The sequence below is a fragment of the Sphingobacterium sp. UBA3549 genome, from assembly GCF_002376635.1.
GTDB lineage: Bacteria > Bacteroidota > Bacteroidia > Sphingobacteriales > Sphingobacteriaceae > Sphingobacterium.
This window is the reverse complement of the sequence record NZ_DFOE01000002.1, coordinates 90,327-109,153: the sequence shown is the minus strand read 5'-3', so window position 1 is coordinate 109,153 and position 18,827 is coordinate 90,327. Positions and strand designations below refer to the sequence as shown.

Below are 18,827 nucleotides of genomic sequence, written 5' to 3'. Positions count from 1 at the left end.
GGGAAGGAAGAGCGATGGGCTGTGCAGTATAAAGGTATGCTGTACAGTGGATTGTTGCTTTTCCCTACGCCGGTATAAACCGAATCAGGTTCAAAGGGACTATCTCAATTCTATACAGAATACCCCCAAAGCCATCCCAAACTTAAACAAAAAAGTGGACTTTTCATATTAAAAGAACGTGCATCATCATCATCATGAAAATGAATTACGCCTTTCGGTCGGAACTAATTTCAGTATATTCATCCGGGGTATAAGTAACGCGCGCAAAATTTTTGGTTAAAAGTTCTGTTTCTAAAATCTTTCCACCTTGAAATTTTAAAAACTTCTCGCGCCAGATCTCGTTCTTCCGAAAGAACTGATTGTCTATTTTAAGAAATTGGTGCTCTTTTTCAAATACATGGTACGCAAAATCCAGCTCTTGATCGATTCTCAATTCACCTTCTAAACATTTGTCGGTAAACCACAGATTTATTTGAAAGGTGTAAGGGGTATTGTTAGTGAACTGATAGTCCCGATAATTATAGAATACGGTAGCGCCACTACCGAAAGGTAGTACACGACCATCGTCGGGAAAAGGATCAAAAGAGTGGTGGTAGCGTTCAGTGACCGTAAGCGGGCTGTGAATGACAAGCCAATGGATGAGATTTGATATTTGACAGATTCCACCACCAATGCCCGCTCGCGCTTCGCCGAAAGAAAGTTCCATTCCCGGCAGATACCCTTTTTTTGCGGTAGGTAGTCCTACCAATTTACAAAATGAAAAAGTTTCTTTTGGCCTGATCAGAATGCTCGTGATCTGTGATGCTGCAATTTTCAGATTGATAACTTTATTGATCTGCAATTGCATGTTGTTTTCGCCCAGTTTCTTTAACAATACAGACTGGTGTTTTTTAACGCGGAAGGGAAGTTTATCAGCTGATTTAACAGCAGCGTATTTTTTATCATCCAACAGCCAAACGGCTTTTCGGTGCATTCTTCGTGCCCATACCGCAAGAAAATATAGTATTGGATGACGTTGACTTATTAGTATTCTTTTTCTCAATTCGACCTTATTTTGCTTTCAAAATTAATCAAGAAATGTATGTGTTCACACTTTTTTTCTCCTTTTTTAAAAGTTTGTCCCGCAATTTGTCACACGATTTGCGACACGATTTGTCCCCTGGTTTTGAGGGCTTGCTATCTTTAGTGATTTTAAAGGATGGGGGATTGCGATGATGCTTTACAACAGCAATATCAAGAAATGAACAATAGTCGGATAGATTTTCAGCTTCGAATTATCATTCATGTGGAGAGATATTGCTGTTGTTCGTGTTGCTAGCTAGTTTAACACTTCTTTCAAAAATAATAACGTATGCGCCCAGGCGCGTTCCGCCATCACTGGATTATACTGTGGCGACTCTGGATTGGTAAAGGTATGTCCAGAATTTGCATAGGTGATTATTTGCCAATCTGCTTTCCCTTGGTTTAATTCCTTGACCAACCCATCGTAATCTTCTTTGGATACACTTTTATCGTCTGCAGGATGCTCAACAAGCACTTTTGTTTTGATAGCACCATTGGGTCTGTCTGCAGATTTGGATAGGCCGCCATGAATACTGACCACTGCATTGACGGGTAAATGTGCTCTTGCGGCTTCGAGCGCGCCGGTACCTCCAAAACAGTAGCCAATGATAGCAATCTTGTTGGGATCCGCTCCTTCTTTTTTTAGTTGTTCTAATGCTAGCGTGATGCGATGCTGATAAGCCTTATAGTCGGTTTTGTAATGTCCAGCTATTTTCGATGCTGCCGTGTTGTCTGAGGGAATGTTCCCTTCACCGTAAATGTCAGCAATGAAAGCAATGTAGCCTTCTTTTTCCAGTTGTAATGCGGCTTGTTTCGCTTCGTTGTCAATTCCCTTCCATGCCGGGAGAATGAGGACAGCTGCTCCTTTTTTTGCCGTATTGGCGGTAATCAATCCTTTGAGTTTTTGCTCACCATCTTGATACGAAATTTGTTTTAGTTCTTGCGCTTGTGAAGTCATGGTAACCATGGTAAGCAGCAATAGGGTCATTACTTTTTTCATATGTAAATAATTTTTCTGTCTATGTATTTGCAATCGTCGTTAGGCTATTATATTTATCCTTTTTGATTGGGTTACCTTTTGCTCTTTGCAACGTGAATCAAGACTTTATAGATTCAATAATGCCGATAACGTCGAGTTGTCCAAAACCGTTTTCATGCGCTTTTCCGTACGTCTCAAGCAGTGCTTTTAAAAGCGGATAATCGGCGCCAGCCTGTTGGGCCAGCCGGATATCTTTTAGCATAAGATCCAGTGCAAACGCTGGAGCATAATTTTCTTCCACAAGCAAAGGTGTTTTCACTTTTGTCGCACCACTGCCACTGGCACTATCGTTGATAATTTCGAGCATTTGCCCCCGATTAATGCCCAATTTGTCTGAAAACAGGATCGTCTCCGCAAGCCCTTGATAAATGGTGGAAAGAAAATAGTTTATGGCAAGTTTAGCCGAGATCCCCTGGGCATTTTCCCCAAGATGTTTGATCGATTTGCCCATTTTCTCAAGGTAAGGTGTAGCGCGATGAACATGTTCTGATTCGCCACCGACCATAATAATAAGGGAACCTTCAGCCGCTGGTTTAGTACTGCCGGCTACAGGTGCATCAATAAAAGCCCCGCCTTTTTCTTTTAATTTCGATGCAGTAGAAACAGAGCCTTCGCGCGAGATCGTACTCATATCGACAAATAGTTTACCCTTGACATTGCAGTGAAGGATTTTTTCATATACATCTTCGACAGCATCATCATTCGTGAGCATGGAAAATATGATATCACTTTGATCGACGAGTTCGGCGATATCTTTTCTGATCAAATGCTCTTCAAAACCCAGTGTCTTACTGCTGTTTCTGTTATAAACAGAAAGCGGGAATCCGGCTTTTTCTAGATTTTTAGCCATGGGATAACCCATATTTCCTAGTCCTATAAATCCTAATTTTTCTATCTTCATCTAAAATAAAAATGATATGAGTACCTTTCGAAATTTACTTATAGCTAAAGATACGAATGTTTTGCTCAATCCACTAATACCCTGATTTCGTTCCGAAGCAATACAATTTTATCCTCCTGTTCCAGCTTTTTTAAAATTCGGGAGACAACCACACGGGATGTGTTGAGGTCGGAAGCAATATCTTGATGGGTGAGGGTGAGTATTCGGTCGTCATTCAGTTTTACCTTCGCCTGGAGATAGTTGATAATTCGTTCTTCCATATTAGAGAAGGCTAAGCTATCAATGGCTTGCAACATTTCCTCCATGCGGCTTGAATAGCTTGAGATTATGAAATTTCGCCAAGAAGGATATTTTCCCATCCAAAGATTGACAAGTTCGTTGGGAATCATGGCCACCGTAGTTTTTTTCTCAGCACGTGCACGGATTTCACTCTTTTTATTTCCTAGACAGCAGGCAATTGACATCGTACAGGTTTGACCTCGCTCCAGATAATAAAGCAGCAATTCTCCCTGATCTTCGTCTTCGCGAACAATTTTTATTGCTCCATCTAAGAGCAGGGGCATGGACTTGATATATTGATTGGTATCGATAATGAGATCCCCCTCATTAAACGTTTTTATCTGCGCATTTTCCGCTATTTCCGCGATTAATGACGGTTCAAGAATTCCGTTATAAGCTTGTTGGATTGACAACATATTTTTCAGTTAGTTGAATGTATCTATAATATAACCTTATTGGATTGTTTGCAGAAAAAACTTTACTGCAAAATCCCCGCATGAAACTCAAAAAGGTTACTTATTCAAATAAGACAAAATTTTATTCCTGTTAAATTTAGTGTTTTTTCAAAAATATGATGAATACATTGTGTTTATTTTAGCCATATTTATTATCTGTTGCCCATTTTTTCAGGGAATCCATGTTTTTATAAGGAAGGCTAAAAATATTTTTTTACGTATCGAGATAAGATGGGACTTCACGCATGTTAAAATTAGTTAAAAAGACAATCAATTCCTAGTTTTGCAGCACAAAAACAAAACAATCACATCTACCATGAAAAAGTCTTTACTTTTTTTTGCCCTTGTCTTTGCTAGTTATAGTGCCGTTCAAGGTCAAACAGCAAATACTGGTTCGGTTTCAGGAGTTGTCAAAGAAGCTACTGGACAAACGGTTAAAGGAGCAACCATTAAAATTACCCACATCCCAAGTGGACAAGTAATAAGTGGCTCAGCCGATGCCGAAGGAAAATTTCAAATTTCAAATCTTCAAGAAGGAGGCCCCTACAAAGTAGAGGTAACTTACATTGGCGAAACGCCTGTTGTTTTCGAAAACATCATGCTGAAATCGGGGGAATCGTTGAATATCAATCCAATTTTTACGGCTGGATCTTCAACAAATTTGGATGAGGTTGTTGTTGTCGGTCATGGGGTTATCGATATTGCGGCAGGAAGAAAGACGCCGATTGCCGTTTCGACGATCCGTAAGCAGGATTTAGAGGAAAGGGTAGGAGCACAGGATATTACTTCAGCATTAGCTAATACCCCTTCGGTTTATATCACTGGTCAGGCAAAAGGTTTTGGTGAGTCTTCTATGACAACACGTGGTTTTGATCAGTCCAATACCGCATTTCTGTTGAACGGCCAGCCGATCAACGGTATGGACAATGGAAGTGTATATTGGTCAAATTGGTCGGGACTTACAGATATCGCCTCTTTAGTGCAGATTCAACGTGGTTTGGGATCATCTAAGTTAGCGATTTCATCTGTCGGCGGAACCGTAAATTACGTGACACAATCCACTGCAATGAAAGAGGGCGGTTTTGTCCGCACCACTGTTGGTAACGATATGTTTATGAAGGCAACGGTAGGTTACAATACCGGTCTTATGAAAAACGGTTTTGCTGTTTCGGCTATGTTTACACAGTGGTCAGGTAACGGTTATATGGACCATACAGAAGGTGCTGGACAAAGTTATTTCTTGTCTGTTGGATATAAAGCAAATGAAAAGCACAACCTGAACTTTATGGTAACAGGTGCTCCACAATGGCATAACCAAGGATATACCTCAAAATTGTCGAACTATCTTGCTAATGGCAGACGTTACAACGACAACTATAAGGATGCAAATGGCGTGATGATGAATGCGCAGAAGAATTTTTATCATAAGCCTGTAGCCAACTTAAACTGGGACTGGACGATCGACGATAAATCATCTTTATCTACCGTTGTATATGCTTCTTTAGCGGCAGGTGGGGGCCAATCTTTGCGGAGTGATAAATACAATACAGGTAAATATTTGGCTGCTGATGTGAACAATCACCAATGGTTTGGTATAGTTTCTAATTATAACCGTAAGCTCTCAGAATCCCTTAATTTTAATGTGGGCTTTGATGTAAGGGATTACAAAGGTACACACTATCGTAAATTGACCAATCCGCTAGGTAATACAAATGGTGTTGTATTAGGTGGTAATGTTAATTTTCCTAACAAACCGCTAGTTACGAACACCTATTCGACAAATCCATGGAAGGCGTTCTCCAGTAAACCTGATTCGCGTGATGAACGTTTAGCTTGGGATTACAATCAGTACATCCGTTATGGAGGTCTGTTTGGTCAATTGGAGTATGCGAAAAATGGCTTTACGGCATTTTTCCAAGGATCGGTTTCTGAACAGCAAAACAAACGTTCTGATTATTTTCAATATACACCGGGTAATGAGGATTCTAAAGACGTGAACAACTTTGGATACAATACGAAAGGTGGTGTAAGTTATACTTTGGGGCATCATAGTATTTTTGGTAATGCAGGGTATTATTCCCGTCAGCCATATCAAAACAATATTTTCATGAATTATGCCAATGATATCAATGAAAATGCCGAAAACGAAAAAATCCTGGGTTTAGAGGCTGGTTATAAATTTGCTTCTCGATTTTTGGATGTGAACGTCAATGTTTACCGCACAACCTGGGAAAATCGTGTTACTGGAAGCTCAAGTTTAGCAACAGCAGATGATGTGAAAAAATATAACCCGACAAACGACCCTGGCATTTTGGTAGAGGGAGCCTATTTATATACAACAAATTACGGTGTTAAGCAGGTCCATAGAGGCGTAGAAGTAGATTTTGAAGCCCGTCCTGTAGAAAAGTTGAGTCTGACAGGATTTTTATCTATCGGTGATTGGAAGTACGATGGCGCAGTAAACTCGGTCGTGCGTAACGATAACCGCATAGAATTGGGACGCTCACAGGTAAACTTGACAGGCGAACATGTTGGTAACGCTGCCCAAACTTCCTATGGATTTGGTGCTAAATATAAGGTGTTTAAGGGGCTATCTGTAGACGCAAATTATAGATATTATGAGCGTTTGTACGCATCGAATTATCGCAGAGAAGTAATCGATGGGCAAACTTATGGGCGTTATCTGAAATTACCGTCTTTCAATCTTTTGGACGCAGGTCTTTCTTACCATCTGCAGGTGAGTGATAAGAACGATATAAGTTTCCGTGTTAACATGAACAATGTGTTGAATAAGTTTTATATTTCTGAAGCAACATCCAGCAACTTGGTCACAGATGTTAACAATTCTTGGAATGGTATAGATACATCCAATTTCGTTTTAATCGGACAGGGTAGAACGTGGAACGCATCGGTGAAATTTACCTTCTAGTAAATTTTACTCTATTTACAAAAAGCTCACAATATTTTGTGAGCTTTTTTTGTTTTTAAATAAAAACTTAATAATTTTAGGTGATCTAATTGTCAACCTGATGTTGCATAAATTAATTTGTCTGGAAAGTTTACAGATCGGTACTATCTATTTTTCTGCTTTTGTCGTTAATCTGGATGGTGGAAATACTGGCTTTGCTTTATTTATTAACCAGGAAAATGATCCAATCTTTATTTTTCGAAAAGAAAAGCACAATGAGGTTTCCTTCCATGTGAATGAAGAGCAATTCTTCTGGATTGTTAAAAATAGTCAATTTACACCCGTTGAACGTCAAAACTTTTTTGCCGAATTTGTCGAATTTTTGCGTTTGATGGAAGAAAAAGTTTCCAATTATGTTTTTAAAAAGGAAAAATTAATCCGGTTTACCAATTCAAGAGATATTATCCGTTATAAATATTTGTACCTAACCGGAGAAATTCATGGATAAGAATATCTAAATAGGGGAACTGATCGCTGGTTAAATTTCTTTTGTAATGAAATTTAGCTTAGTTTTGGGTATGAAGCATATGTTTTCGAATCTAGCTGTTATTCTTCAAAACAATACTCTTGTGGAATCAGATTTTACACTGCCAGTACCCATACTTCTTGCTAAGTTTTCTTTTTTGCCCATTGCATCGTTTTTTCCTCAATCTTGTCCGCCTTTTCCGTCTGATTGGCTTTCTGCAGTTGGCGATCGCGCTCTTCGATGCTTATTGGAAGGGTTTAATATTGGTATCCTTGGAAACGGTAATCCTGTTGCTTTGTTTGAGGAGGCCATTGATTTGACAGATCACGCGCTTGCCTATAGCTACTTGGGACTTTATTATCTTAAGATAGCGACTTATGACAAGGCCATTGCAACGTTCACTAATGCTATCGAGCACTTTCCAGAAGAACCATTTTTCTATGCCAGCCGTTGTTTAATCTACAGACAGATCGAAGAAGATGAGGGGGCATTTTATGACTATCAGATTGCGAAGAGACTGGATTTTAATTATCATAGTGTATTGGAATGGCAGGAAAATCAGGCTGAATTAACTTACTTCGAAGCTGAAAACCTGGTTATTCAGGAGCTGGAATCAAAATCTCAACAGCTAAGTATAGATGAGATAAATTCACTGGGGCTTGAATATGTTCATTCCTATAGCTATCTAAAGGCGATCAATCTTTATTCCTTGGCTATTGTTAATTCTGAGAGTAGCGATAGTAATCTTTTTGTTTTCAGGGGAAGTTTGTACCTGAAATTGACCTGTTTTGAATTGGCATTGTTTGATTTCAATCAGGCCATCGCTCTTGATAAGAACCGAGCTGCTGCTTATATATTTCGCGCAAAAGTTTTTGAATCTTACCGCAATTACCAGAGTGCATTGCAAGACTATGCTCAGGCAGAAGAAATCGATGGTAACTCGTCAATTGTGTATGAAGAAAGAGCCTCTTTATTCGAGCGTTTGGGTAATTTTAAGGAAGCATTACTGGATTTTGACCGCCTTGTAAGCCTCAATCCGGAAGATTTTTATGTGTATTCATTGCGAGCCGATCTGAATGAAAAGCTCGAGAATTTTACGCAAGCGCTGGCAGATTATTCCAAAGCGATCGATCTGAATCCATATTATTCTGATTTGTATTCTTATCGTGCCGCAATTCGCGAAAAACTGGGTGACGCTGTCGGAGCGAGAGCAGACTTGGATAAGTTCAATGAATTGGAAGATGAATAAACAAGGCCGACCTGAGTAGGGGCCTTGTTTATGCGCACTGTTTTCTAGTGATAAACCCTTATTTGATAATCCTTTTTATTTTATTGGAACGGGTAATGAGTTTGTGTAATTTGTCATAGTCCTCTGTGGCAATAGCGTCATGCAAGGATTGAAGTTGCTTGATATGCTCTTCGAGCACTTCGAGTACGTTTTCTCGATTTTGCTTGAAAATAGGTGTCCACATATCCGGTGAGCTTTTGGCCAGACGAACGGTGGATTCAAATCCTGAGCCTGCAAGTTCGAAAATACGTCCTTGAGATTTTTCTTTTTCCAATACCGTTAAGGCAAGTGCAAAAGAAGTGAGATGGGAGATGTGGGATACATAAGCGGTATGTACATCATGTTCATCGGCATTCATAAAACAACTTCGCATCTCCAGTTGGTCCGTAATAGCATCGGCGATCTCGAACGCATCCTCATCGGTTTTAAATGCTTCGACATATACCATCATTTTGCCTTTGAACAAGCCGGCTACAGCTGCTTCCGGTCCCGAATATTCTGTTCCGGCCATTGGATGGGCTGCTACATAACGCCCCCGGTTAGGATGATTCTTAATTTTATGAAGAATATTTGTTTTCGTTGATCCCATGTCAATGACGACCTGATCGGTGGCGAGATCCAAAATTTGAGGAACAACATGTAAAATGGCATCGACAGGAATCGTAAGCACCAATACTTTACACCTTTTAATCGCATCCTCTAAGCTTGCCGTTTCGTCAATGAAGCCGATATGCATTGCTTTATCTAAGTTCTTCTGACTTTTATCTACACCGATGATTTTGTCGCAGAATTTTGTTTCTTTTAGGCGAATGGCAGCCGATCCGCCGATCAAGCCTACGCCTACAATGGCAATGTTCATATGTAAACAATTATATTAAGCCTATAAGTGTTCAAGGGTTATACATGAACACTTATACCTTGGTTGTGTGTTGATCAATTATACTAATTAAAATTCTACGCTTTTTTAAGGCTTCCAGACATTAAAGGGGTTAGAAATTATCTTGAATGCGCTGTATTGATTCTTTGAGTACCGCTACTGTAGCGCAGAGACTGATGCGGATGTATTGATCGCCTTTATCTCCGAAAATTCCCCCAGGTGTGATGAATACGCGTGATTTCTCCAAAACAGCGTCGCTGAGCGCATACCCATCTTTATATTTTTCGGGGATACGTGCCCAGACAAACAGGCCTACCTGGTCTTTTTGATAGGAGCAGTCAAGTAAATCCATAATTTCATAAACCTGTTGACGTCTTTCGGCGTAAATTTTGTTTAGATCGGCATACCAGGATGCATCAAGTTGTAAGGCTTTTGCAGCCGCCAGCTGAACAGGTAAAAACATACCGGAGTCCATGTTGCTTTTGAAACGCAGCACTTGATTTATACGTTCTTCGGCACCGACAAGTACACCAATTCGCCATCCGGCCATATTGGAAGATTTGCTCAGGGAATTCAATTCAATGGCCACGTCTTTCGCACCAGGCATGCTCATAATGCTTCTTGGCGTATCCGTTAAAATAAAGCTGTATGGATTGTCGTGGCAAATCAGGATGTTGTGCATTTTGGCAAATTGAATCAGTTCCTGATAAAATGCATCAGGCGCAGAGGCACCGGTTGGCATGTGGGGATAGTTTATCCACATCAATTTAACCTTTGACAAGTCCTGTTTTTTGAGCTCATCCAAATCAATAAGCCAATTCTTCTCTTGCGTTAGGTTATAGGTAATCGCTTCGGCACCGCTCAGCCGTACGGCTGCAGCGTAAGCGGGGTATCCAGGATTGGGGATAAGCGCTTTATCTCCTTCTTGAAGATAGGTCATGCAGATGTGCACAATCCCTTCTTTTGATCCAATTAAGGGGAGTATCTCTGTGTTTGGATTAAAAGTTGCATGATAATAACGTTGATACCAATCCGCAACGGCTTGTCGTAGGGCAGGAGCACCTTTATAATTTTGATAGCCATGCGCATTTGGGAGTTGGGCATTCGTACTTAATGTCTCGATTACCTCCCGATGCGGGGGCAAATCTGGACTTCCGATTCCTAGGTTGATCACGCGCATACCCTGTTTATTTAAATCATCTATTTCCCTTAATTTTTTGGAGAAATAATATTCTTCGGTGTGCTGCAATCTTTTGGCAACGTCTATTTGCATTTTATTTTACTAAATATGGTGTTTGAATAAGGCTAAATTAGGGAATTATCCATTAAAATGAGATTTTTTTATCGATTTTTCAAGCAGAGCAGGTTGAACGCTTTTGTTCTTTGGATGCAACAATTTTATAGTCACTTAACACGATAGGTGCTTTTCTTGATTAATTTGTTATTTTTGTTCAATTTCCTCCATAAAAATCTGAAAGGAAGAGGAGAGATCGACGAGTTACTTTTTTGTTGAAGAGTAGTTTGTCTAAGTTGAAATTAAATGAAAACATATTTTAGGCTCTTATCGTTTGCTAAACCCATTGAGAAATTTGCAATCCCATATGTAATTTTCACGCTGATCACGGTTATTTTTAGTACATTAAATTTAGCATTGCTTGCTCCATTACTCCATACACTTTTTAACGCTGGTAATACGACCGTCGAAGCGGTAAAACCCGAGACTTATACCGACATTCTCGCGTGGTTTAATTACTATGCAAGTGTTGCCAATAACCAGCTTGGAGCCTATGGTGCGTTGAAATACGTGTGTATTGTTATTGTAATTTCAGTTTTTATCAGCAATCTGTTTCGTTATTTCTGCCAACGTATCATGGAAAACTTTCGCATTCATACTTTACTCAAATTGCGCAGAGCGGTTTTTGATAACGTGATGGATCTGCATGTTGGCTATTTTACGGGGCAGCGAAAAGGGGATATTGTGTCTAAGGTTGCTTCAGATGTACAGGTGGTGCAATATTCTGTTACAGGCACTTTACAAGTTGTTTTTAAAGAGCCTTTGCAGCTAATAGCCTATATTGTCATGCTGTTTAACATTTCAGCACAATTGACATTCTTTTCGCTCTTGGTTATTCCCATCTCTGGGTTTTTTATCGCTAGGATTGTTAAAAATCTCAAAACTCAGGCCCATGCTGCTCAGGAATCTTATGGAAATATGATATCCTATTTGGATGAAGCGTTGTCTGGCATCAAAATAATTAAAGCTTTTAATGCGGTATCGTTTATTAAGAACAGGTTTCATAATGAGAACGAACATTATGCGAATATCGGACGCGCTATGGCTAAACGGCAACAGTTAAGTTCACCCGTTTCTGAATTGCTTGGCGTTATTATGGTGGCAATTATTCTTCTGTATGGAGGTCATTTGGTCCTTTCAGGCGACAAAAGCTTGACCGCACCGGAGTTTATTGCCTACATCGCTATTTTTTCACAGGTCATGCGTCCTGCAAAAGCTTTAACAGATTCTTTTAGTGGTATCCACAATGGTCTTGCCGCGGGTGAACGGGTTTTGGAACTTATTGATGAAAAGACTGAAGTCAAAGATTCCAAAGATGCCAAACTTGTTAAAAGCTTTGAGAAAAGTATCGTATTTAATCAGGTGAGTTTTTCGTATAGCCAAGACAAAGAAATCTTACAGCATATTGATTTAACGATAGAGAAAGGGAAAATCGTTGCATTGGTAGGTCCTTCAGGAGGTGGTAAATCGACTTTAGTCGATTTAATTCCGCGATTTATGGACGTTACGGATGGGCAGATTCTCTTTGATGGTACAGATTTAAGGGCGTTAAATCAGGATTCTTTACGGGATATGATCGGTGTAGTCAATCAGGAATCTATTTTATTTAATGATACGATCTTTAACAACATTGCTTTTGCCAATGTTTCTGCGAGTCAGGAGGAAGTAGAAGCTGCTGCACGGATTGCGAATGCGCATGAATTTATTTTAAAAACGGAGCATGGTTACCAGACCAACATCGGCGATAGGGGCGGCAAATTATCAGGTGGTCAACGTCAGCGCATATGTATTGCGCGAGCCGTCTTAAAAAATCCGCCAATCATGCTACTCGATGAAGCGACTTCCGCTTTAGACACTGAATCTGAGAAATTGGTACAGGACTCTCTTTATAAATTAATGGATAATAGAACAACAGTTGTCATTGCGCATCGCTTAAGTACCATTCAGAATGCTGACAAAATTGTGGTTATTGAAGCGGGGAAGATTGTAGAGATGGGCAGCCATAGTGAGCTGATACAGCGCGAAGGATTGTATCGGAAATTAATCGAAATGCAACAATTTACGGATTAGGCCACTTTTTAAGCGCTTTGTCAAATTAGTTGTTGTCACATTTTTTTATTATAACTTTTGTAGCCTTTTCGGTACATTTGATTTAAGATAGGAGATACATTTAATGAACGCAATAGATAATTTGAATTTCTTGATTAACGACAAAAACTTAGCAGTCGAATTGAGAAATATAGCGGAGAAAGTTTTGCGAGAGGAACGTATCATGTTTGATGAAGGAGTTCTTTTGTATGAAAAAGGTGAATTGGGCTATCTTGGTGTACTTGCGAATTATATCCGTGAGAAACGTCATGGTGACCGTACTTTTTTCAATCGTAATTTTCACATCGAGCCGACCAATGTCTGTGTCTATGACTGTAAGTTCTGTTCGTATTCCAGGCTCATAAAGGAGCGGGCAGAAGGCTGGGAGATGGAGGTTGACGGTATGATGGATATTGTCAAAAAGTATGACAATGAGCCTGTGACGGAAGTTCATATCACGGGAGGTGTCGTTCCTAAACAAAACCTCGAGTTTTACGCCGATTTTTTCCGTAGATGTAAGGAGCATCGTCCTGAACTGCATATCAAAGGACTTACACCTGTTGAATATTACTATATTTTTAAGAAGGCAAAACTGAGCCATTACGATGGCCTCAAGTATTTGCAATCTTGTGGGTTGGATTCTATGCCGGGGGGAGGTGCAGAGATTTTTCATCCAGAAATCAGAGAACAGATCGCGCATGATAAATGTACGGCTGAACAATGGTTAGATATTCACGAGCAGGCACACAAGCTAGGTATGCACACCAATGCAACCATGCTTTATGGTCATATAGAACAGTTTTGGCACCGCGTAGATCACATGGATCGCTTAAGACAATTGCAGGATAAGACGGGGGGCTTTCAGACATTTATTCCTTTGAAATTTAGAAATAAAGGGAACCAAATGTCCCATATTCCAGAAGTATCCGTGATAGAGGACTTGAGAAATTATGCCGTTGCTCGGATATACATGGATAATTTTGATCATATTAAGGCCTATTGGGCAATGATCTCAAGAGATACAGCGCAGTTATCCTTGGCGTTTGGCGTAGATGATATCGATGGAACATTGGACGATACAACAAAGATATACAGCATGGCAGGAGCGGAGGAGCAAAAGCCGGGAATGACCACACAAGAAGTTGTTGAACTCATAAAAAATGTTGGCCGTCATCCTATTGAAAGAGATACGCTGTATAACGTGGTTACAGATTATAAAGATTTTGTATTTGATCAAGGTAATCAAAAGAAAAGCTATTACGCATTACCCGTTGTTAATTCATAACTAGACTCATACTTTGAAAAAGACATTTTATTTTATACGGCACGGACAGACTGATCTAAATTTAAAAGGCATTGTACAGGGGAGAGGAGTTAATTCGCCGCTGAACAAGATGGGGATAGCACAAGCTCAGGCTTTCTTTGATCGTTACAATACCGTGCCTTTTGATAAAATATATACCTCAACCTTATTGCGTACGCATCAAACTGTGCAGGGATTTCTTGATTTGAACTTACCTTGGGAACAGCTCGTTGGATTGGATGAAATAAGCTGGGGAGTTTATGAGGGAAAAGAGCAAACACCGGAGTTGTTAGCTGGTTTTGAAAAATTAGTAGCAGCATGGCGCAATGGAGAATTGGATGTAAGTATTGAAAACGGAGAGTCTCCCAATGAGCTGATGGCCCGTCAGCAGGTCGCCTTGGATCATATGCTAGCTCAGACAGACGAAAAGAATATTCTCGTATGTATGCACGGACGTGCATTAAGGATTATGCTTTGCCTCATGACGGGCGTAGAGGCCCGCTATATGGATGATTTTCCGCACACCAATACTGCTTTATATAAATTGCTGTATGATAATGGTCAATTTGAGATTGTAGACCATTACAATATTGCACACTTAGAAGCATTGATAGATGAATAAAATTAGAGTTTCTGCCGTATCGTATACAAATACGTATCCATTTCTGAATGGTATACGTCAATCAAAAATAATGGAACAGATTGACTTGAGTGTCGATTACCCAAGTGCATGTGCACAGAAAGTAATTGATGACGAAGCTGATATCGGTATTATCCCGACAGCTGCTTTGTTAAGTCTTCCTGAATATTATATCAATACGGATTTTTGTATAGGTACAGAAGGTGCCGTCGATTCCGTATTTATTTTTGCTAATAAACCTATTGAAGAGGTGGAAACCTTACGCTTGGATAGACAATCGCGCACTTCAAACGGATTAGCCCGTGTATTGATTAAGAACTATTGGAAAAAAGAAGTAGAATTGATCACTGACGAATCTACCGAGCCAGATGCTTATGTATTAATTGGAGATCGCACCTTCGGTAAAAAGAACGCAGTTCCCTATGTCTATGATTTGGGAAAAGAGTGGTTTAATTTTACAGGACTGCCCTTCGCTTTCGCTTTATGGGTAAGCAACAAAGTGCTTCCAGTATCTTTTGTGGAACAATTTAATGAGGCTTTAGCGTATGGTGTGGAACATGCAACTGATGTTATTGCCGGTCTACCCGAGTTTGAAGGCTTTGATTACACAAAATATTTAACACAGCATCTCGATTTCCATTTAACAGATAAAAAGCGAGAGGCTGTACAATTGTATCTTCGCTACTTAAAAGCATTGGATTAATCGTGAGGTGTTTGACCTGGGCGGAATAATGCTTAAAATTACTACCCTAAAGATTTTCGGATTCAATCGCCAGACGAGCTATTTACATTGATGTATACTGCTTATCTGACGATTGTATTTGTAGCCTAAACTAACCCTACCTTCATCTTATCACCGAATTTTTCTGTCATCAAATTCGTATGAATAGTTATATGGATAACTCGCATTGTTTATCCATTATATTGCCCTTGCCAGTAATTATTATAACCAAGTGTGCACCAAATTCATCATTAAAAAGGGCATTACACTAATTTAACACCGATTTAACAAGGGGGTAGCACCGGTATACCCCTGATGACCCCCTGTTAACCCCCTGTTATCCCCTTGATAATGGTCAAGGTGGTGTTGTTTAAAGGTTAATTTAATCGCCAAGAAAAGTCTTAATTTCTTGGGAACGCGCTTGTTTTAAAGCTAAATTGCTATCGCTATGTCGAGTGCTAGTTCATTAGTCACACGTGTCGAATCTCGACTTTTAAAAGGCGCTTCCCGTATCATAAATGATGGATCATTGTTCCATGGCAACGGCACGCGCAATGATTGATCAAGAATTTATCTCTTGAAAGAGAGAATATAAGCTAAATAAGGATGGAATTAATACGGGGGGAGAAGGCATCATATCCTGAAAAAAGAAATGCAAGCATAAAATTTGATTTATACTTGCATCTCTAATGGATTTATCTTGGGGTAATTAGGTGCGTCCAATTTTCACTTTACGTCCCTTAATTTTTTGCCCATTCGCTTTATTGATAATAATGGAAGCAAATTTTCTTCGGACAGCAACGTATGCTGATTTGTCTTTTACTTCTATGATACCAATGTCATCCTTCTCAACTCCTTCCAAATTGAGCAAAAATCCGACAATATCGATCTTGTTGATCTTATCCTTTCGCCCGGCACTAATATAGAGTGTCGTAAATGGTGAGTTTTCAGGGAGATTATAGAATTCCGGGAATTCTTCCTCAGGTATTTCTGTTGGAATGTAAGGGTATATTTCTTCCGGTTTGAGGATTACATAGACATCACCCTTAGCTTGCATACGGGCTGTGCGTCCATTACGGTGAGTAAAATCGTCTTCTTTGTGTGGCAACTGGTAATGTATAATGGCATCAACTTCTGGAATATCCAATCCCCTTGCAGCAAGGTCTGTTGTGATCAGTACATGATTAGAATGGTTTCGGAATTTTAGAAGTGCCAGCTCGCGATCCTGTTGTTCAAGTCCCCCATGAAAGGTATCGTGGATAATATTGCGGTTGTCGAGAAGTTCACTAATGTGATCTACTGCATCGCGGTGATTACAGAAGACAATCATTTTTTTTGTGCCAATCTTGCAGATGAGTTTAAGTAGTGCCTCTAATTTCTTTTGAACTGGAGTAACTACTTTTCTAATTGTAATCTGCGGGGTATGTTTTGAGTTGTGAAGAAAGTCAACAAGGATGGGCTGTTTTATTTGCGTGAACGGTGGGAGCGTTTCCATCATCGTTGCGGAAGTTAATATTCTTGATTTGATCGTGGGGATGTGTTGAATAATAAAATCCATTTGATGCTGAAATCCGAGTTCCAATGATTTGTCAAACTCGTCCAGCACAAGAGTATGGATGTTGGAGGGATCAAAATTTTGCTCTTCAATATGCTGTTTTATACGTCCTGGTGTTCCAATGATAATTGCAGGGGCATCCTTGAAAGCATTTTTTTCGATGCGTGTGTGATGTCCACCATATGCGCAAGTGATTTTGTGGCCTGTAGCGACCTTGCGTAGCACTTGTTCAATCTGTAAAGCAAGCTCGCGTGTAGGCACTACTATTAATACTTGAACTTTTCGAGCCTCCGCCTTCAATTGTTGCAAGATGAGTAATGAAAAGGCTAAAGTTTTGCCAGATCCGGTTGGCGAAAGTAGGAGAAAATCGCGATCCTTCTGATACGATTCCAACACCCTTTCTTGCATTTCATTTAAGGATGAAATATCTAATTTGTCTAAAATAGCTTTTAACTGCATTCGACAAAAATACGAAATACTACTATTCTGCAGAGAACAAACAGCAATGAATATTCAAACACAAGTTGATCGATACAGTAAGCACCAGGTTAACGGTCTACAAAAGATAGTTACCGGGTGCTTATTTATAGTATAACTAGAATAAGGTTGGAGATAGGATTATATTGATTCCTAATAGGTATCGATTTATAAAATATCAATACCTTCTCTTCTTAAAGACTCTTTTTTGTCCTCTTCCCATATACTGACTTGAACTTCGCCTATATGCTGTTTCTTGAGCATAAACATACAGACGCGCGATTGTCCGATACCTCCGCCCATGGATTCAGGCAATTCGTCATTCAGCAGCATGCTGTGAAAAGTCAGTTTTGATTTTTCTGTGCAGTTTCTGATTTCCATTTGATGTGCTAGCGCCACTTTATCAACGCGGATTCCCATGGATGAAAGTTCAAAAGCTGAATTTAAAATTGGGTTCCATACAAGAATGTCTCCATTCAATCCTTTGTGACCGGCTTCATTAGCTGTACTCCAATCATCGTAGTCCGCTGCGCGACCATCGTGAGCTACGCCATTGCTGAGGGCGCCTCCAATGCCATGTAAGAATACGGCACCGTGTTCTTTTGTAATTGCATTTTCACGTTCTTTAGCAGTTAGGTTGGGGTATTTTTGCAACAAGTCTTCAGATGAAATGAATGTAATGGTTTTTGGAAGAATCGCTTTTATAGTTGGATACTTGCTTTCAACCTGTAATTCGGTAAATCGCAAAGCTTCATAAATTTTTAGTACTGTTTCTTTTAATGAAGCCAAATTGCGTTGATTTTTATCAATTACTTTTTCCCAATCCCATTGGTCTACATAGATGGAATGAATAGGGGTGTAATCTTCATCAGGACGCAGTGCTTTCATATCTGTAACGATGCCTTCGCCAGATAACATCTCGAGCTCTTTTAAACGTACTCTTTTCCATTTTGCAAGGGAATGTACGACGACAGCTCTTTTTTCATTCAATGATTTTATTGGAAATGATACCGGACGCTCAATTCCATTCAGGTCATCATTTAACCCGGTCCCGTCCAAAACCACCAGTGGTGAAGAGATTGGAATTAAATTTAAGGCTTTTTTTAATTGTTGGACAAATGTATCTTTAACGAAGCTGATAGCAACTTCGGTATTTAAAAGTTTTCTTCCCTCCATATGTGTTAAATGAAATACCATGCGCGGACTGCTACGCACAGTTTTTTATTTTTTTATTCAGTTATTTCCTACAAAAGTATGAAAATATCATTGGTTAATGTGTTTGATTGTGATTTTTAATATTTATCTATTAAAAACTTGAAAAAATAAAAAAATTCTAACAAAATGGAGACAGGCTAATATTTAATTATAAAACTAATAATCTTTTGAACAGCTAAAAGTGTTGGGTTAGTTACCA

The 18,827-nt window shown here is 39.5% G+C and carries 15 protein-coding genes and 1 riboswitch; of the genes, 7 read left to right on the top strand and 8 right to left on the bottom strand.

Annotated features, from left to right (window positions below):
* Positions 1-44: 44 nt before the first annotated feature.
* Positions 45-137, bottom strand: a riboswitch (TPP riboswitch).
* Positions 138-205: 68 nt separating this feature from the next.
* The 4 genes from B2W36_RS01455 to B2W36_RS01440 form a co-directional block, all read right to left on the bottom strand.
* Positions 206-1,042 carry a VanW family protein gene (locus B2W36_RS01455; protein WP_293886206.1) on the bottom strand — a complete coding sequence of 279 codons (837 nt, stop codon included), beginning with the start codon at positions 1,040-1,042 and terminating at the stop codon, positions 206-208.
* Positions 1,043-1,318: 276 nt separating this feature from the next.
* A complete protein-coding gene (locus B2W36_RS01450) occupies positions 1,319-2,062 on the bottom strand; it encodes a dienelactone hydrolase family protein (RefSeq protein WP_293886205.1) in 744 nt (247 codons plus the stop codon).
* A 97-nt stretch (positions 2,063-2,159) separates the two neighbouring features.
* Entirely contained in the window at positions 2,160-3,002 is an 843-nt protein-coding gene (locus B2W36_RS01445; protein ID WP_293886204.1) for an NAD(P)-dependent oxidoreductase, read from the bottom strand.
* Positions 3,003-3,067: 65 nt separating this feature from the next.
* Complete coding sequence (locus B2W36_RS01440; RefSeq protein ID WP_293886203.1) at positions 3,068-3,697, bottom strand: Crp/Fnr family transcriptional regulator; 630 nt, start codon at positions 3,695-3,697, stop codon at positions 3,068-3,070.
* 355 nt (positions 3,698-4,052) lie between these two features.
* Between B2W36_RS01440 and B2W36_RS01435 the strand changes: the two genes are divergently transcribed.
* The 3 genes from B2W36_RS01435 to B2W36_RS01425 all read left to right on the top strand — a co-directional run bounded on the left by B2W36_RS01435 (position 4,053) and on the right by B2W36_RS01425 (position 8,419).
* On the top strand, positions 4,053-6,665 hold the full coding sequence (locus tag B2W36_RS01435) for a TonB-dependent receptor (RefSeq protein ID WP_293886202.1): 2,613 nt from the start codon (positions 4,053-4,055) through the stop codon (positions 6,663-6,665).
* A 100-nt stretch (positions 6,666-6,765) separates the two neighbouring features.
* Positions 6,766-7,152: a hypothetical protein gene (locus tag B2W36_RS01430; RefSeq protein ID WP_293886201.1), complete on the top strand. Its 387-nt coding sequence runs from the start codon at positions 6,766-6,768 to the stop codon at positions 7,150-7,152.
* A 46-nt stretch (positions 7,153-7,198) separates the two neighbouring features.
* Complete coding sequence (locus B2W36_RS01425; RefSeq protein WP_293886200.1) at positions 7,199-8,419, top strand: tetratricopeptide repeat protein; 1,221 nt, start codon at positions 7,199-7,201, stop codon at positions 8,417-8,419.
* 58 nt (positions 8,420-8,477) lie between these two features.
* Here the strand turns inward: B2W36_RS01425 and B2W36_RS01420 are convergent, their stop codons facing one another.
* Entirely contained in the window at positions 8,478-9,317 is an 840-nt protein-coding gene (locus tag B2W36_RS01420) for a prephenate dehydrogenase (RefSeq protein ID WP_293886199.1), read from the bottom strand.
* Positions 9,318-9,447: 130 nt separating this feature from the next.
* Positions 9,448-10,608, bottom strand: coding sequence for a pyridoxal phosphate-dependent aminotransferase (locus B2W36_RS01415; protein ID WP_293886198.1), 1,161 nt, complete (start codon positions 10,606-10,608; stop codon positions 9,448-9,450).
* A 267-nt stretch (positions 10,609-10,875) separates the two neighbouring features.
* Here B2W36_RS01415 and B2W36_RS01410 point away from each other — a divergent pair, with 267 nt between their 5' ends.
* From B2W36_RS01410 to B2W36_RS01395, 4 genes are all read left to right on the top strand, one after another.
* Positions 10,876-12,699: an ABC transporter ATP-binding protein gene (locus tag B2W36_RS01410; RefSeq protein ID WP_209574794.1), complete on the top strand. Its 1,824-nt coding sequence runs from the start codon at positions 10,876-10,878 to the stop codon at positions 12,697-12,699.
* 103 nt (positions 12,700-12,802) lie between these two features.
* Complete coding sequence (gene mqnE, locus B2W36_RS01405; RefSeq protein WP_293886197.1) at positions 12,803-14,002, top strand: aminofutalosine synthase MqnE; 1,200 nt, start codon at positions 12,803-12,805, stop codon at positions 14,000-14,002.
* A gap of 13 nt (positions 14,003-14,015) precedes the next feature.
* A complete protein-coding gene (locus B2W36_RS01400; protein ID WP_293886196.1) occupies positions 14,016-14,642 on the top strand; it encodes a histidine phosphatase family protein in 627 nt (208 codons plus the stop codon).
* Positions 14,635-15,363 carry a menaquinone biosynthetic enzyme MqnA/MqnD family protein gene (locus tag B2W36_RS01395; RefSeq protein ID WP_293886195.1) on the top strand — a complete coding sequence of 243 codons (729 nt, stop codon included), beginning with the start codon at positions 14,635-14,637 and terminating at the stop codon, positions 15,361-15,363. The genes B2W36_RS01400 and B2W36_RS01395 overlap by 8 nt, the downstream gene beginning before the upstream one ends.
* A gap of 727 nt (positions 15,364-16,090) precedes the next feature.
* On the opposite strand, the gene B2W36_RS01390 is transcribed toward B2W36_RS01395, so the two are convergent.
* Together B2W36_RS01390 and asnA are read right to left on the bottom strand one after the other, a co-directional pair.
* The gene (locus B2W36_RS01390; RefSeq protein WP_293886194.1) at positions 16,091-17,395 is read right to left on the bottom strand and encodes a DEAD/DEAH box helicase; all 1,305 of its coding nucleotides are present in this window, start codon (positions 17,393-17,395) and stop codon (positions 16,091-16,093) included.
* A 186-nt stretch (positions 17,396-17,581) separates the two neighbouring features.
* Positions 17,582-18,589 (bottom strand): aspartate--ammonia ligase, encoded by a 1,008-nt coding sequence (asnA, locus tag B2W36_RS01385; protein WP_293886193.1) that lies wholly within the window; start codon positions 18,587-18,589, stop codon positions 17,582-17,584.
* Positions 18,590-18,827: the final 238 nt, after the last annotated feature.

Excerpts from the sequence above, each read along its gene's own strand:
- B2W36_RS01450 (WP_293886205.1), bottom strand. The coding sequence starts at position 2,062 with ATGAAAAAAGTAATGACCCTATTGCTGCTTACCATGGTTACCATGACT.
- B2W36_RS01420 (WP_293886199.1), bottom strand. The coding sequence starts at position 9,317 with ATGAACATTGCCATTGTAGGCGTAGGCTTGATCGGCGGATCGGCTGCC.
- B2W36_RS01440 (WP_293886203.1), bottom strand. The coding sequence starts at position 3,697 with ATGTTGTCAATCCAACAAGCTTATAACGGAATTCTTGAACCGTCATTA.
- B2W36_RS01390 (WP_293886194.1), bottom strand. The coding sequence starts at position 17,395 with ATGCAGTTAAAAGCTATTTTAGACAAATTAGATATTTCATCCTTAAAT.
- B2W36_RS01415 (WP_293886198.1), bottom strand. The coding sequence starts at position 10,608 with ATGCAAATAGACGTTGCCAAAAGATTGCAGCACACCGAAGAATATTAT.
- B2W36_RS01445 (WP_293886204.1), bottom strand. The coding sequence starts at position 3,002 with ATGAAGATAGAAAAATTAGGATTTATAGGACTAGGAAATATGGGTTAT.
- B2W36_RS01430 (WP_293886201.1), top strand. The coding sequence starts at position 6,766 with ATGTTGCATAAATTAATTTGTCTGGAAAGTTTACAGATCGGTACTATC.
- mqnE (WP_293886197.1), top strand. The coding sequence starts at position 12,803 with ATGAACGCAATAGATAATTTGAATTTCTTGATTAACGACAAAAACTTA.
- B2W36_RS01435 (WP_293886202.1), top strand. The coding sequence starts at position 4,053 with ATGAAAAAGTCTTTACTTTTTTTTGCCCTTGTCTTTGCTAGTTATAGT.
- B2W36_RS01395 (WP_293886195.1), top strand. The coding sequence starts at position 14,635 with ATGAATAAAATTAGAGTTTCTGCCGTATCGTATACAAATACGTATCCA.
- B2W36_RS01410 (WP_209574794.1), top strand. The coding sequence starts at position 10,876 with ATGAAAACATATTTTAGGCTCTTATCGTTTGCTAAACCCATTGAGAAA.
- B2W36_RS01425 (WP_293886200.1), top strand. The coding sequence starts at position 7,199 with ATGAAATTTAGCTTAGTTTTGGGTATGAAGCATATGTTTTCGAATCTA.
- asnA (WP_293886193.1), bottom strand. The coding sequence starts at position 18,589 with ATGGAGGGAAGAAAACTTTTAAATACCGAAGTTGCTATCAGCTTCGTT.